General features: G+C 44.7%; 18 protein-coding genes. 4 read left to right on the top strand and 14 right to left on the bottom strand.

Annotated features, from left to right (window positions below; translation table 11 throughout):
• Position 1: 1 nt before the first annotated feature.
• From GQ359_RS02060 to GQ359_RS02045, 4 genes are all read right to left on the bottom strand, one after another.
• Positions 2–817 (bottom strand): hypothetical protein, encoded by an 816-nt coding sequence (locus GQ359_RS02060; RefSeq protein ID WP_215387293.1) that lies wholly within the window; start codon positions 815–817, stop codon positions 2–4.
• Positions 818–858: 41 nt separating this feature from the next.
• Positions 859–1,617, bottom strand: a complete 759-nt coding sequence (locus tag GQ359_RS02055; protein ID WP_215387292.1) for a hypothetical protein — start codon at positions 1,615–1,617, stop codon at positions 859–861.
• Between the two features lie 9 nt (positions 1,618–1,626).
• Positions 1,627–2,043: a surface-adhesin E family protein gene (locus GQ359_RS02050; RefSeq protein WP_215387291.1), complete on the bottom strand. Its 417-nt coding sequence runs from the start codon at positions 2,041–2,043 to the stop codon at positions 1,627–1,629.
• A 122-nt stretch (positions 2,044–2,165) separates the two neighbouring features.
• A complete protein-coding gene (locus tag GQ359_RS02045) occupies positions 2,166–2,354 on the bottom strand; it encodes a hypothetical protein (RefSeq protein WP_215387290.1) in 189 nt (62 codons plus the stop codon).
• A 263-nt stretch (positions 2,355–2,617) separates the two neighbouring features.
• Between GQ359_RS02045 and rpoN the strand changes: the two genes are divergently transcribed.
• Positions 2,618–4,009: an RNA polymerase factor sigma-54 gene (gene rpoN, locus GQ359_RS02040; RefSeq protein WP_215387289.1), complete on the top strand. Its 1,392-nt coding sequence runs from the start codon at positions 2,618–2,620 to the stop codon at positions 4,007–4,009.
• Positions 4,010–4,012: 3 nt separating this feature from the next.
• Here the strand turns inward: rpoN and GQ359_RS02035 are convergent, their stop codons facing one another.
• The 3 genes from GQ359_RS02035 to GQ359_RS02025 are packed head-to-tail and all read right to left on the bottom strand — an operon-like array spanning position 4,013 to position 5,865.
• Positions 4,013–4,780, bottom strand: a complete 768-nt coding sequence (locus tag GQ359_RS02035; RefSeq protein WP_215387288.1) for a GGDEF domain-containing protein — start codon at positions 4,778–4,780, stop codon at positions 4,013–4,015.
• 24 nt (positions 4,781–4,804) lie between these two features.
• Positions 4,805–5,293, bottom strand: coding sequence for a hypothetical protein (locus GQ359_RS02030; protein ID WP_215387287.1), 489 nt, complete (start codon positions 5,291–5,293; stop codon positions 4,805–4,807).
• Positions 5,290–5,865: a hypothetical protein gene (locus tag GQ359_RS02025; protein WP_215387286.1), complete on the bottom strand. Its 576-nt coding sequence runs from the start codon at positions 5,863–5,865 to the stop codon at positions 5,290–5,292. The genes GQ359_RS02030 and GQ359_RS02025 overlap by 4 nt, the downstream gene beginning before the upstream one ends.
• A gap of 185 nt (positions 5,866–6,050) precedes the next feature.
• On the opposite strand from GQ359_RS02025, the gene GQ359_RS02020 reads away from it, so the two are divergent.
• Entirely contained in the window at positions 6,051–6,323 is a 273-nt protein-coding gene (locus tag GQ359_RS02020; RefSeq protein WP_215302714.1) for a hypothetical protein, read from the top strand.
• A 9-nt stretch (positions 6,324–6,332) separates the two neighbouring features.
• Here GQ359_RS02020 and GQ359_RS02015 read toward each other — a convergent pair whose 3' ends face one another.
• The 3 genes from GQ359_RS02015 to GQ359_RS02005 are packed head-to-tail and all read right to left on the bottom strand — an operon-like array spanning position 6,333 to position 8,267.
• Positions 6,333–6,719, bottom strand: coding sequence for a hypothetical protein (locus GQ359_RS02015; RefSeq protein WP_215387285.1), 387 nt, complete (start codon positions 6,717–6,719; stop codon positions 6,333–6,335).
• A gap of 15 nt (positions 6,720–6,734) precedes the next feature.
• The gene (locus GQ359_RS02010) at positions 6,735–7,208 is read right to left on the bottom strand and encodes a polymer-forming cytoskeletal protein (protein WP_215387284.1); all 474 of its coding nucleotides are present in this window, start codon (positions 7,206–7,208) and stop codon (positions 6,735–6,737) included.
• Positions 7,209–7,250: 42 nt separating this feature from the next.
• Positions 7,251–8,267: a helix-turn-helix domain-containing protein gene (locus GQ359_RS02005; protein WP_215387283.1), complete on the bottom strand. Its 1,017-nt coding sequence runs from the start codon at positions 8,265–8,267 to the stop codon at positions 7,251–7,253.
• A gap of 220 nt (positions 8,268–8,487) precedes the next feature.
• Here GQ359_RS02005 and GQ359_RS02000 point away from each other — a divergent pair, with 220 nt between their 5' ends.
• A complete protein-coding gene (locus GQ359_RS02000) occupies positions 8,488–8,847 on the top strand; it encodes a hypothetical protein (RefSeq protein WP_215387282.1) in 360 nt (119 codons plus the stop codon).
• 82 nt (positions 8,848–8,929) lie between these two features.
• Complete coding sequence (locus tag GQ359_RS01995) at positions 8,930–9,334, top strand: polymer-forming cytoskeletal protein (protein ID WP_215302705.1); 405 nt, start codon at positions 8,930–8,932, stop codon at positions 9,332–9,334.
• 47 nt (positions 9,335–9,381) lie between these two features.
• Here GQ359_RS01995 and GQ359_RS01990 read toward each other — a convergent pair whose 3' ends face one another.
• From GQ359_RS01990 to GQ359_RS01975, 4 genes are all read right to left on the bottom strand, one after another.
• On the bottom strand, positions 9,382–10,263 hold the full coding sequence (locus GQ359_RS01990; RefSeq protein WP_215387281.1) for a hypothetical protein: 882 nt from the start codon (positions 10,261–10,263) through the stop codon (positions 9,382–9,384).
• 53 nt (positions 10,264–10,316) lie between these two features.
• Complete coding sequence (locus tag GQ359_RS01985) at positions 10,317–10,772, bottom strand: polymer-forming cytoskeletal protein (protein ID WP_215387280.1); 456 nt, start codon at positions 10,770–10,772, stop codon at positions 10,317–10,319.
• 221 nt (positions 10,773–10,993) lie between these two features.
• Positions 10,994–11,251, bottom strand: coding sequence for a hypothetical protein (locus GQ359_RS01980; protein ID WP_215387279.1), 258 nt, complete (start codon positions 11,249–11,251; stop codon positions 10,994–10,996).
• Positions 11,252–11,320: 69 nt separating this feature from the next.
• Positions 11,321–14,230, bottom strand: a complete 2,910-nt coding sequence (locus GQ359_RS01975) for an FAD-binding and (Fe-S)-binding domain-containing protein (RefSeq protein ID WP_215387278.1) — start codon at positions 14,228–14,230, stop codon at positions 11,321–11,323.
• Positions 14,231–14,345 lie beyond the last annotated feature (115 nt).

The following is a 14,345-nucleotide window of genomic DNA, read 5'->3' as shown; positions in this document are numbered from 1 at the left end:
TCTAGCCTTTCTTACGACCAGAGTCAGTTTTGCTTGCGCTGAATTTATTACCCGAATGATTTAAAACAAAACGTTGTTTTAGCATCTCCACTTCGCGATGCTCAGCCATTAACTGAACCTCAGTCTTACGCTTATCCATCAACAGGCGGCAACTAGCAATATCATCAATCCAATCACCTGACTTCATCTCAATGATGGCAGTCTCCAAAATATCGCGCCCTGTTGTTTCATTTGCCTTCACGCGCACTACAAACAATCTGACATCATCTACATCACGCAGTGTCAACTCCACGTAGTAAGTTCTGGCAAACCGATGATTAATCGCGGTCAGCGTATAAGGGTAGTTATGTAAGGTGAAATGAATGACAGTGCCATCATCTAAAGGCAAAGGATCCACTTTGAGATCGGTAATGCCAGCCTGTGCATGCCACTCTAGATCTGTTTGTTGGGCCTCAAGACTCTTTTTAGGAAACGCACGAGTCTCAAAATAAATCTGATACAAGGTCTCTGGAAGGTGTCGCTCAACAGCCAGGTTTTTTAAGACTTCAGCGGTTGAAGTAATACGCAAACGTTCTGCCATGAGGTCCAGCTTCATATTGGCAATTTTTTGATTAATGACCTCTTCAAGCTGATGCGTTTTTTGAAGGCTTGCGACCATGACTGGCTCAATTGGCTCAGGACCAATTCCATTGGTCTTTACATCCTCAACAACCTTGCCATAAAAATCTCTAATAAAGAAATACAGCAACACAATGAACATCAGCGCACTGATGATCATGATGAGTTTTCCGGTAGTGAAGTTGGCAAATAGGCTCATAGTCAATTCATTCGGATATTAGGTGATCACATAGAGCGAAATTATTCATGCCAGGATGCTCCTAGATACCATCGATTGAGGCGGCCTTGGACCCTAGCATTCTCGATAGCACTGCGCGTACTTTCAAACTCCTTCAGAACCATCCTATTGGGTTCATATAGTTCGCAGCCCGCACGAATACGATCCATTGCCGCTCCCGGACGCACATTCTTGATCACAAGATCAATCGTAGTAGAGCGTGATTTCAAGCGCTCAAAATAACCAGAGTGCCAATATCGGCCAACCTCTACTTCAGTTGCGCCCAAACGAATATCTAACAATATTCCATGATCAGAAATATCAATTACCTTCGTTAGTAATTCTTGACCGGCACCTAAGCAAAGAACAAAGCTTAAGTCTTCATCACCGGGACCTAAGGTGCGGAATTCTTTTCTACGCTGAATCAAAATTAAATCAGTCGGCAAAGGGCATGTGAGATTGCCGTCTTCAGTTAGCTTGAGATTGTTTGCTAAAAATTGCATCTTGCCTGTGTCACCACACAGCACAACCAGCCTTTGACCGCCAACTAAACTGGTCAAACCACCTTCAGGCTTGATCTCAGGCTTCATCACCAATAAGCCTTGCGCAATATCCAACAATGAAACAGGCAACTCCCTTGCCGATCCATCAAGCGTATATAAGCCAGCCAGTGGCTTTTTTTGAAGCTCGCGCTCAATTGTTTTAGCAATAGCACGTGGCTCAACATGAAACTTAGGTTCAATGCTTTTCAGCGCTTCAGGAGGGAATATATTAAATTTCATGAGATTAAATTAAGGCGCACAAACTTGACTCTGCACAATTGCTAAAGGACTTTCCTCGGGAACTGGCTCATCATTTAACTCGAAACCAGAACCAGTTTGTAGCATTGGCTTGCCTCCTGCCATGGGCTCTGCGTAATTGACAGTTGCCAGGGTGGAGTAGGTATTGCGCACGCAGTTAAAAAGGATGTTGCGACGAACTGACGCCACTCGCGACTGTCCATCACTCGATTTTCGATTTGTAATGATCCAAACTTTTTTCCAGTCAGGCGGCAATAACTTGATAGAACTTTTGTAGTAAGCAATGGTGTAATGCTTACCATCAAGCACCGTAACCAAATCGTCATTTGCCTGCGCGTACGCCAAGCTCACCCCAAAAAAACTGGAGAGAACTAGTACGGCGAGATTGATCGAAAAAGGCTTGCCCATGGTGAAAACCATCTAAATTGGCAATTATACGGATATCTAAGGGGTAAAAGCACCCCAACTTAGAACAAGTTGCAGTGATCAGTTATTGGGCAAGGCCAACTCTGTCAATACTAAAACCCTAATTAGGATCGAGAAGTCTCCAGACCACCCTCTTCAGCTGGCAAAGGGATAGACTCTCCATCAATGACATGCTTTACCCAATAGCGTGCAGCAGCAATATTGGTCGTATAAAACGCAATTTTGCTACTCTTTTCAATCGTATAGAAACGCTCGCCACGAATGCGATGCTCGGTAATGACTGGATTTTCCATAATGTGAAATGTCTCTTTTATTCTCTGGTGATTTTAATACGGCTAAATAGACCGCTTCGATTAGACAATTTTCATCCCACCATTTGAAATGCGCCAATATATGACGCTTAAGCCTTTAATTTATATAGATATTTATACAAAATTTATGGTTAGAATGGCATTATGTACTCGGAACTGTATTCACTGCAATTGAGGATTAGCACTACCCAATCCCAAGGGCGCGTCCGCATTACCTTACCCAATGGACTTCAGTAGATAGCAATATGGCCATTTCACTGAATAACCGCCTGAATACTCAGGTTAGCCTCACCCCGCAACTACAGCAGGCCATCAAATTACTCCAACTTTCCAATAATGAGCTGGAGCAAGAATTAGCCAAGGCTGCAGAAGACAACCCCCTCTTGGAGTTTGAGCCCAATCCTGAAATTGAGTCCAATCTCAGTCAATCAAACGAACGAATCGAAGCTCCACAGAACAATTGGTCCAATACCAGCCAGTCAAGCCAAGATGATGAAGACTGGGTGGAACGCTATGAAAGAGTTGCCCATCAACAAACCCTTCTTGAACACTTAGAAGAGCAAATTCATTTACTTCATATTCCCCCTCAAGAACAGTCGATTCTGACGTACTTAGCCGGATGTCTTGATGAGAGGGGTTATTTGATAGACGATATAGAGACCATCAACGCAGAGATTGGAGCTCTACTCCAAGAGCAAGACCTGAACTCTGCAGAACTTTTGGAGCGTGGACTCAATCAACTCAAGCTCCTTGACCCCCCAGGAGTTGGTGCGCGCAATCTTGCAGAGTGCCTTTCTTTACAAATTGATCGCATTCTAGATGAGCAACAGGGCAATGCGGATGACTGGCAACTTGCCAAACTGATTGTCAACACCCATTTAAATAAAGTGGGGTCTAAAGACTGGCTCAAAATAAAACAGGCTTGCGGCAAGTCCCAAGCAGAAGTCCTCAAAGCAGTTGAGTGTATTCGTAGCTTGCAACATAATCCTGGTGCCCAATTTGAGCGTGAACATGATCAATGGGTTTTGCCTGATGTCGCTGTCAAAGCAAAGAATGGTCAATGGGTAGTCGAATCGAATCCTAATGCGAAACCTCGCATTTCACTCAATAGTGAATACGCCAGAATCCTGAAAGAAAATGGTCAGAAGAAAGCCGACGGTGCTTTAAAGCAAAAGATGCTCGAGGCTAGCTGGATGGTAAAAAACATTGCGCAGCGCGAGGAAACAATTCTGAAGGTTGCTCAAGAGATCGTTGCGCGCCAGCAAAAATTCTTTTCCATGGGTGCAGTTGGTATGCGTCCACTCGTGCTGCGAGAAATTGCTGAAAGCCTCAATATGCATGAGTCCACCATCTCGCGCGTGACGACTCAAAAGTATCTTTCATGTCCACTCGGAATTTATGAATTCAAATACTTTTTCAGCAGTCAGCTCAGCTCAGAAAAAGGTGGCGCAATTTCTTCAACAGCAGTTCAAGCTTTGATCAAGCAAATTGTAGAAAATGAGCCCTCAACTAAACCGATCTCTGATACCAACATCGCCAAGTTACTGAGTGATCAGGGCTACGTTATTGCCAGAAGAACTGTTGCGAAATACCGTGAAGCTCTTCGCATACCGGCAGTGCACCTTCGCAAAGCTTAGTACTCAAGAAAAAATCTGAATACTGTTTTGCCCAGACTTTTTCGCTTGATACATTGCCTGATCAGCCTGGTTCACTAAGTCGCTCATTGATAGTTTTTCATCAGTCCGGATCGCAACGCCGATACTGGCACCTAAAAATAATCGCATCGGATTATCCAGATTTAATTGCAGTGGCTCGCTAATAATTCCCAGCAGTCGGGTCGCCAGTTGCATCACCACATCAGGCGTGCTCACACCCTCAAATACAACAATAAATTCATCCCCACCCCAGCGAACGGCCATGTCAGTCGGTCGGATCGCTGCCTGGATGCGTTGGCTGATCGCTAGCAATACTTGATCTCCGATCACATGACCGTGCTGATCATTGATTACCTTAAAGCCATCTAGATCAATAAAGCAGATGGCTAAGCTCGACCTAGCACTAACTCCATGGGATTCTGGGGAGAATAAATCCAATAGACTTGATCGAGTCAATAAGCCAGTTAACTCATCCCGATTACCAGAGATAGCTTTCCCACCCTCACCTAGTAAGTCAGAAAGTAGGCGGCGCTGAAAAGGAGATAAGCTGGAATCCTGAGCAAGGTAAGCGGTCACCGCCTCTCGATTTGTCGCCTGCAAAACTTGTTGTAAGTTTGCCAAGGTACTCTTGAGTTGCTCGGCAGCGAATTGTGGGTTAGAAGCGATAAGATCTAGCCTTAAATCCAAATTTAGGTGAGGCGATTTTTCTGGGCCCTTAGGCATCGATGCTGCGGTAGTTTTGAAGAAAGCCATCTCAAACTTCTCTAAGTCGAGAAATTATTTACAGACAATGTTTTTAACATCAGCTTCAATACTCCCTGAATCAATTCGTATTGGATTTGATTTACTTTTCTCAAAAAATACTTCATTGAGCGCCCCCGACTTAGCATCAAAGAACATGTAAGAAGTGCGGTAATAAAAGGAATTATTTTCCTTGCAATCTAGGGCGCCGCTAGCGCTGAATAAATTAAACGCTTTCCCGTCAGGAGCAAGTTGATCTTTATTAAAGTGTGCAGAGACTGTGTACCAAATATAAGGGCCCTCTGCTTTACCCCAACCTGCTAGTAAATACAGCGTGCTCTCAGAATTCTTTCCCAGGACGATATCTTTATCGTTGGCAGATTTACTTGCCCCCTTAGACTCTGAAGTTTTGGCATGACCAGTATCTGCAGGCGCTTTTGCTGATGCTCCGCCAACAAAAGAAATCAATGTGCAGGCAAGTGCAAGATAGGTGAGTGGCTTCATACGGCAGAAGAATTGGTTCACTTTGCAAGCTCCACGATCTGAGTGCTGGCCCATTTCTCAAATGCAGGTGGCACCGCCTGTCCCTCAGTTAAACCAAAGTAGCTTACTTTGCCACCTTCAATCAGGGCAGCATAAATACGGCCCTTGCTTGGATCAATCACTAATGCTGCTTGCGCTACAGCGCAGCCCAATTTTTGACATCCTGTACCCAGGATTTGTGGTCCCACATAAACTAGGGATGCGCTATCTTCAAGCGCGGTAATAAAATTTGGATAACTAGCCCCTAACAAATACTTAAAAAGGGGCTCATTGTTGGGGCGCTGAACAAAACTCAGTGATGAGCTACCCACAAGCAAAGGGGAGTAGGTTGCGACATATTGACTGCCGTTAGCAAACTTTTCGCTTTGTTGAGTTTGCGACACTTTAACGGCCTGCTGCTGATCAGACTCAGCCTGGTATTCCCAAGCCTTAAAGGCAATATAAAGCAGTACTAAAGCAATAAATGCATAAATCAAAACTTTGGCAATTTTTTTGGCTAATAGCCCAATTTGATTTACGATCATTTGCGGTTTGATATCCATACTGCGTGTCATATTGAAGTGGCAAAGCGTTCGATTTAATCTGCAATGTCGACCTAGCATCACTATAAAGCAAATCCCTGGGATTTCCACCAAATGGCAAGACCCAGTCAAGATTTGCAATAATCTATGTTTATCAGCTAAATATCTCTGAGATTTACAGATCGAGCTATTAGCTAAAACATTATTTCGGGGTATCTATGGGCAATTTAGATGACGCAATTAAAGAGCTGCAGGCAATCAATACTCACTTAGCCGAGATTAGCGCCAATCTTCAGCAAAGAGATCGCAAGTCCGATGAAAGCCTCAATGTCATCAGAAAAGATCTTTGGAACATCAAAAATATTGTGGCAGACGAAGGTATTCAGAATCGCATTGTTCAAAAGGGTGTAGAAAAGGCCCTCGCAAAAGGTTTCGGATATCTATTGATTTCCGGACTGATGCTTTACATTGTTGGCAAATTTTTACTCTGAATTCAGCAATTACTGTTTTATTGCCATCACAGACTCAAGCGATATTGAGTAATCGACTGGAGCAAAGAGGCGCTGAAAGAAGGATTGTTCGCCAGAGTTATTAATGACTCTGTACAAAATCAAATAAGTCCCAGCATTTGTCAGAAGCTCTGCACTGCAATCCCTTTGAACTGCATTGTGAGATTTTTCTTGGAATTGCCCAAATGCTAAGGTTTGTGAATTATTCAGAAGTTGCTCGTTATTTCGCAACTCTTTATTAAGCAAGATTTGGATATTCTCATCACGGCACTTAGGCAGGTCTCTAAAGTAGTAGGTGTGAACTATGGCACTGACAACCACCAGTACGATAAAAATTAGCAATCCGTACCAAGGGGCTTTATTTCTAAACTCTGTCATTTAAATCATGACTACTTAGTAGCCATCTGCCTTAGTCATTGGCAACACATTATTGAGAGACTCATCACTACCCTGCTCATCGATCAAGTGATCTGTCAGATCTGACAATAGGCACTTTAAATTGCCATTCACTTTAGCGTCTGGATGAACGTTAATTTGCGAGTAAGTCACATCACCATTGACGATTGCACCAGGATAAATTTCAACACGACCCTTTGCGTAAACTGAACCCTCAATGCGGCCGATAATAATCGCGTGGGCACTGTGGATATTGCCCTCTAGAAACCCCGATTTACCAACTACAGCGGTGTACCCATCCGTGGATCCTGAGGACTCCTCATCCTGATGGATGTCTCCAACAAGATGTCCAGAGAGCAACATATTTCCACGGTGTGTGAAATTACCCTTTACAGTAGATCCACTGCCAACCATGCTGGCATAAGTCAACTGTGTATCGGCCATCGGGCCTTTTTTTGAAAATTCGAACATTTCTCAATACCTCAAAAAATTAGCGCACAGGATAGTGGGCCATTAGTTCACTTCGAGCAACTGCACTTGCTTAGTCCCAGCGGCAGGTAAGCGAACCCTCCACCCCTGAAAATACATTTCAACATCATCCAAATCTTGAGCCAAAACGGTGAATGGCGCAACACCTTTAAAGGCAAGGGCAGTATTTGCCTCCATTGCCATCACTAACTGCTTGCCCGCCCCATCAACAAAGCAAACAGTCTGCTTAATTAAGGTTTTGAGATTCACGGTATCGCCAGCCTTTGACGGATTGGGCGATTGATAGCTCAATAATTGCCCATTTTGCTTATATGGGCACTGGCCTGTTGCTACCACCGCCTCGGCGGGCTTCACTTCCTGGTTCAATGCTGGGTCAGGCTGAACTTGAGCTTTACTTTCTTCAGCAGCTTCTTTAGGCGCTTCCTCTACGGGAACGGCTGGAGGGGGCGTAGGTTTAGTCTCCATGAGAGCTGCAACTTGATATACCAAGTCATATTTGGTGTTTAAGCCAAACAATAGCCCAGCAATAGCTAAGCCCAGGGAAAGAAAAAGTACCGGCTTAAAGGAAAGCTTAAAGCGACCGCCAGCCTCTGGACCAGAAACATCTCCACCCACTTTTTCCGTTAACAGCTCCTGCCACTCTAATCGCTCGGTGATGGCTGGATCGCGTGATCCAGCAAGAACCTCGTCTTGCGCAGATGTAGGACTTATCTCTGCGGGAGCTACTTCAGTACTATCCAAGCGCTCCGCTTCAGGCGCTACACCCTCAAGACTCTCAACAGCCTCTGCAATGGGCTGCGGAAATGACAAATAATCAGACTCAGTGAGATTCAGAAAACTACCCACCCGTTTTGCTGCATTGATCTTCAAGGGGAAGCTGTAGAAGGAACTCATGCCGCCTTCCTCCAACTCCAAAATCATTTTGGCAGAAAGACAACATAGGTTCGCCAACTCCACGCGCTCGAGTTTTCGAGCCTCCCTAGCTGCTTTTAGCTGAGATCCAATGACATCTGGCAGGGGGTTATTTTTTACTGGCGACATGCCATTTTCCTCAATTTACTTCGCCGCAAAAATACAAGCAGGAGTAAAGATTGGGTGATCCTATCTCCATATTGTTTTATTTATGTTTAGATATTAGCAAATTGGTCAATTGATAGTAAGCAATTTAGCCTCAAAAAACCCTTCAAAATTGATCCAAAATGTTAAAATCACCCTCAATTAAGGGTAATACCCCAAGAAAATAGAGGATTAATAGCAAAAAATGCAGCTCATCTGGATTTCCGGGTCGACATCGACCATGAAGCAAATCAAGATAACCGGTAGAACGGTGATCAAAATCGCCTTTTTATCCTTTAGCGCATTCATCCTTTTTGGCATTGGCATTCACTTCCTCGGGTTTAGGGTGGCTATTCGATTTAGCCCTGAAATGACCAAGGAAATGGGGGGCGTCATTACGCGCAAGGAAATGGATGAGATTGAGGCTCACTATCGTGAGAATCTGCAGGCTCTTCAAAAACAACTCCCCCATATTGAAAGCAAAATTAACTCGCTGAAAGAGTTGAAAGAGCAGTTTTCAGAGCTATCCACCCCTACCACCGGGAAAAAACCGGCCCCAATGTAGGGCAAGCCAGTAGCGCTGAAGCCCAAAAACTTCATTAATTGCTATATGATGAATCCATATTTATTACCTCAGGAAACTTACTATGACCGATAACAATCCAAAAGGCTCCCTTTTTGTTGGTGAGGGCGTTATTGTCAAGGGCACCTTTGAAGTACCAGAAATGGCAGTTGTTGCAGGTCTAGTTGAAGGCGAACTCAATACCAAAGAAGTACTTGTTGATACTTCCGGAATTGTTAATGGTCGCATCAATGCTGAAGTGGTTGAAATTCGCGGTGAAGTGACTCAAGGTCTCCATGTGACCAATCACCTGAATGTTCGCTCTAGCGCAAAAATTACTGGACTCACCCAATACGCTGAAATGAGCGTAGAAAAAGGCGCCAAGCTCAGTGGTGAATTGAGAGTAATTGATGCGACTCCACCCTCTACAAGCTACTCAAGCTCTTCTACTCAAGACTATTCAAGCTCAAACTCGAGTGATGATGAGTAAGTCTTAGACGCTTAAAAAAATACCTCTTAATTGGGGTATTTTTTTATCTAGATATTGCTGCCGGGTTTATCGCCCATGACATCCATCATCGACAGCATTTGGAAATACGGCGGCGGCGGATCATTAAATTCAGAATTATCAAAAGCGGTAATACGTGTCTTATCTATTGCCTTAAAAATTTCTAGGTCATATTGAATTCCCCGAGGAGATTCATCTAAGCTGTAGGCATCTGCATCTACCTTAGAAATCATTTTTACTACCTCAGCTTTTCCAGATTCTATGCGCACAATCCAAATATCGGTATAGCCAGTGGCGTCACGAAACAGAGTCCATCGCCCCCAGCTAACATCGTCATTTTGCATATAGGAATCCTGCTCTAAAACCTTTAAAACACTACCGCTGTATTTAAATGGGGCCGATAGGGTTTCATTCATATCCACCATAAAGTAGTGGATCTTGGTTAAATCATCAAACTTTGGCAGACCCATTTGAGCCAGATTTTGCTCATACGTGTTCAGAGATTTTTGACAGCCATCAACCCTCAACTCAGGATCGATCTCAATAGGCTGAACTGCCTCAGAACTTAATTGCTCCTCAAGGGCCTGTTGCGCCTGGGTGCAGATGTTTGAAAAAATACTTAAGGACTCTGGACTAATACCGTAGGTATTGAACCAATGTTTTTCAATGATTAAAGAGGCTTCTGCTAACTGCGCATGCAAAAGACTATCTTTTGGAAAGCCATCCTCACATGCATACAGGCGATCAACTAAGCGCCCAACGCTACCGTCCGGATTTGAAACAGTTGCATGCCAGAAACTTTGAAAACTATCATATTTAAATCGCTCCCGATAGTGATCAAAAACGCACTGGTCGAACTGCCTTTGACTCATCTGCAAAGACCCGCCTTTAATCAAGTCAAATAATCCCATGAGCTACTATCCTTGTTAATGCGTTAATAGGTGAAAATCATACGCGCCAAAAATTATTGGCTTTTAATTTTGCTCCAATTGGCTTGAAAAATTGCAGCAGAATCAGTGGCACCCTCTGGTTCCTCACCATTTCTGGAGATCATCAGACCATTTAATTTTGCACCATGCTCAATTCCGAGTTGACCATATGTAATATCGCCCCGAACTTCCGCACCTTCATGCAACTCAACGCGCTCAGTAGCATAGATATTTCCTTCTACCTTGCCGGCAACGAGAACCCTAAATGCAAAAATATCACCCTGCACAACACCCGTACGACCCAAGGCAATACTGACACTCTTACCTTGGCGCGCTTCGATATTGCCGATAACCCGACCATCAATTCGTAGACTCTCATTAGCGACTAGCCTGCCATGAACCTCGGTAGCCGGCCCAATGATGGTCTCAAAGGACTCCATTGTTGGCTGTAAGAACTTAATGGACTGTGAACTTTTCTTGAACAAACTCATTGGGTTTCCTTTGGGCATCCACACCGTAGTGCTTTATCCCCCTCATCTGTTTGGGCGGGGATCTATTCTAGCTTTATTTAGAAAGATCCTATTCGGACGCCCTCATTTGTAGCGAGGGTCGATAAATAAGTTAGTTAAGGCTAACTTATTTATCATGGATCTACGAGCTCTGAGCGATGTTCAAACCAAATTAGAGAGTGCCGCTATCAACTTGAGGAGGCTTATAGCAACTTTGTATTTCGAATATATGCACCGATTTGTCGATCAGCGCTCATTGGGATCAATTTAAGGGGATCGGGGGTATTACCGCTAATTTCAATAGTAACTGCTGGTCCAGACTGCTCAACTTTTAACGCAGAGGGAATTGGATGGGCTCGAGTAGAGGCAGTACTAGGGGCTATTTTTCGATCATGCAAAGTAGCATCCCCTCTATGGGTAGAGCTACTTAAATAAGAGGCTTGCAGATTTAACTTATCCAATTGATTACTCGCAATCTAAAGAGGGCTTTAATCACATTATGAACCTTTCTTACTGCAAGGGAATTTGTATTACACGCTTTCTACTTGAGCTTGGTGCGCCATTTGCAGTAACTCAGCTAGATGCTTTACCTTGCGACCGGTTTCTTGTTCAATCTGCTCTCGGCAACTAAAGCCATTGGTCAGAATGATAGTTTCTAGATCAGTAGCTCGAATGGCGGGCAGCAATACTAACTCACCCACTGCTTTGGATATTTCAACATGCTCTGGATTAAATCCAAATGAACCCGCCATGCCGCAGCAACCGCTATCAATGTAATTAGCCTTGGCACCCAAGGCGGCCAATAGAGCTACATCACCTTTGGTGCCAAATAAAGACTTCTGATGACAATGCGAGTGAACCAAGATGTTGCAATCTAAGGGTGGTGGCGTGTAGCCCTGCTCGTGCAGAAAATCTCCCAGTAGGTAGGTACTCGATGCCAAGAGTTTCGCCCTTGGATCGTTCGGAAAGAACTTTAATAGCTCATCCTTAAATACCGACATACAGCCCGGCTCAAGACCTACCACTGCAATCGGCGCACTTGGATTTGATTGAATTTCACTACCGATCGCATCCAAAATCTTATCGAGCTTTTGCTTAGCTAGATCTAGATAACCAAAGTCATACAAAGGTCGGCCGCAGCATAGAGGCGTCTTTGGCAGTGTTGCCTCAAAGCCCGCATGTGCCAGCACCTCAACCGCTGCATTTGCAACCTCAGGATGAAAGTGCTCGCAGAAAGTATCTACCCAGAGAATGACTTTCTTCTGACCTACACCTGCATGCCTTGTTGACTTGAATTGCTTTCTGAAAGATTGATTTGCAAACTTCGGCAGGCTACGCTCTTGCGCTACGCCACCAACCCACTTAGCAATACTAGAAAGCACTGGCGTCTGCATAACACCATTCATCAACCAGGAGAACTTGCTGGCAAGGGGCGCCCAATCACCAATACGACCCATGGTCAAAGCCTGACGAGGTCTGCTATTGGTCTCGTGATAATGGGATAAGAACTCCGCTTTGTATGAGGCCATATCAACGTGTGCTGGGCAATCGCTCTTGCAACCCTTGCATGAGAGGCAAGTATCCAAAGCTTCTTTGAGCTCTTCGCTCTTCCAGCCATCTTTAATCACTTCACCCTGGAGCATTTCCCAGAATAAGCGTGAGCGTCCACGAGTAGAAAAGCGTTCTTCCTTAGTAGCGCGATAGCTTGGACACATCGTGCCGATTTTTTCGCTACGACATTTACCCATACCAACACAACGCTCAACTGCTCTCTGGAATCCATTGCCCTCTTGGCTCAAGAAATTTAAACGCGTTTTGATATTGACTACCTTGTACTCTGGGCCCATACGCAGGTTTTCATCTACGCGATAGGGATGAACCACTTTCCCCGGATTGAGTTTGTTCTGCGGATCCCAGATGCGTTTGAACTCATGCATCGCACCCATTAATTCTTCGCCAAACATGATGGGGAGGAATTCTGCTCTGGCTTGGCCATCACCATGCTCGCCAGTGAGTGAGCCACCAAACTCAACAACTAAGGTCGCCGCATCCCGAATGAAGGATCTAAATTTAGCAACGCCCTCTGCAGAGCGTAAGTTAAAAGTAATGCGCGCATGAATACATCCGTCGCCAAAGTGACCATAGAGCGAAGTCTGATATTCATAAGAATCTACTAGTTTCTGGAAAGCGCGAAGGTACTCACCCAAACGCGCTGGATCAACTGCGGCATCTTCCCAGCCAACAACTGGATCAGGAGAATTTGGGTCGATCGATAAGTGAGTAGCTGAGGCACCATTTTCCCGAATTGACCAAATACGTTTCTGCACTAGCGGGTCAGGCTCTAACCATGTAGATGGCTTTGGACCCTTCGTTCTTGTCTTGAAATATTCTTCCGCTTTTTGAGCCTGAGCAATAGCACCTTCGATAGTGTCATCTCCGAACTCCACAACTACCCAAGCGTTGCCAGGGGGAAGCAAATCAATCTCCGCTTTAGCTAAATTACGCTCTTGTAAACCGCGGATAATTTTGTAATCTAAACCTTCAATCGCAATAGGGTTGAAGGATTGGTATTCAGGTACGGCGTCACCCGCTACATAAATATCATCAAAACCCAAAACGAGAACTACCCGTTTTGCTGGGCTCTTTACCAAGCGCACTTTTGCGGCCAGAGTCAGTGCGCAAGTCCCCTCAGTACCAACCAAAGCACGTGCGACGTTAAAACCATTCTCGGGCAGCAATTGATCTAAGTTATAGCCAGAAACACGTCGCTTAATATTTGGAAAGCGCGCCCGAATCAAATCCGCATAGCGCTCACGCAAAGCTAGTAAGTCTTGATAGATTTGGCCTTTACGTCCACCGGCAGCAATAATGTCTTGCAACTCTTGATCAGAAGTTGGGCCAACCCAAAAGCGTTCACCGTCATAGGTCAGAATCTCTAATGCTTCGGTATTTTCGAGTGTCTTACCCGCCATCACGGAGTGGGCTCCGCAAGAGTTGTTGGCAACCATACCCCCCAAAGTGCAACGACTGTGCGTCGAAGGATCTGGCGCAAAAGTGAGGCCATGTATCTCAGCAGCATCACGCAGCGAATCGCAGATTACGCCCGGCTCAACAATAGCATTACCAGCATTTGGATCTAAGCTAAGAATATGGTTGCAGTACTTTGAAATATCAAATACGACCGCATTGTTCACAGTCTGACCATTCATGGAGGTACCAGCACCGCGCATGAGGACTGGTGCTTTATTGCGATGGCAGATCTCAATACCTTTTACAAACTCTTCAGTATTTTTAGGAGTAACAACCCCGATCGGAATTTGGCGATAGTTGGATGCCTCTGAGGCATAAACCGCTTGATGGGCTGTATCAAAATGAACAGAGCTACCTAAGGCAGCCGTTAATTCAATATTCAATTGCTCCCACTGAGAAATACTGCCCATGACTGTGTCCTTGTTTGATCTGGCGCCCTTTTAGGGTCTGTGTCATTCTAGCAATTCTTTGCAATGTATGACTTGTATGACTTCACATCAAATACAGGGCTCAGAGTAAGATTCC

The organism is Polynucleobacter sp. AM-7D1, assembly GCF_018688455.1.
Taxonomy (GTDB): Bacteria; Pseudomonadota; Gammaproteobacteria; order Burkholderiales; family Burkholderiaceae; genus Polynucleobacter.
This window is presented reverse-complemented; position numbering and strand designations above follow the sequence as displayed.